General features: G+C 45.7%; 1 pseudogene. It reads right to left on the bottom strand.

From position 1 onward, the window contains the following. Nucleotides 1-169 precede the first annotated feature (169 nt). Nucleotides 170-598 (bottom strand): annotated as a pseudogene (locus tag BCT81_RS25620) (tryptophan--tRNA ligase); the annotation flags it as partial.

The raw sequence follows: 598 nt of genomic DNA on the forward strand, positions 1-598 counted from the left end.
AGATACTCTGCACAGCATTGATTTTACAAATATGTTAGCCATTAAATACGTAGATTATCAATTCAAACAGCATAATTGTTGGAGAGCCAGATGTAGCGGGCACTAAAAAGCCCAAAGTAAACATAGTCACTTTGGGCTTAGATTTTATCGCGGAAGGTTTTGATTCACCCTATGGGCGAGTTACAAAACCTACGGCTTCGTATGCTTTCTTCAGCGTTACTGCTGCGCGCTCAGACGCTTTTTCAGCACCGGCTTTCATTACTGCGTCCATGTAGGCACGGTCAGCACGGATACGGTGGTATTCAGCTTGAATCGGCTCAAGCATCTCAACCAATGCTGCGCCTACATCTTTCTTGAACGGACCGTACATCTCAACGCCTTGGTACTGCGCTTCGATCTCTTCAAACGTTTTACCCGTCGCTGCTGAGTAAAGGCCCATTAGGTTAGAGATACCCGCTTTGTTTTCCCAATCGTGAGCAATACGTGGCGGTGTTTCTGCATCGGTTTGCGCTTTGTTGATCTTCTTGATGATCGACTTAGGCTCTTCTAGCAGAGTAATCACGTTCTTACGGTTGTCGTCTGACTTAGACATCTTCTT

Origin of the sequence: Vibrio sp. 10N.261.52.A1, assembly GCF_002876325.1 — a bacterium.
In the GTDB taxonomy this organism is placed as follows: Bacteria; Pseudomonadota; Gammaproteobacteria; order Enterobacterales; family Vibrionaceae; genus Vibrio; species Vibrio chagasii.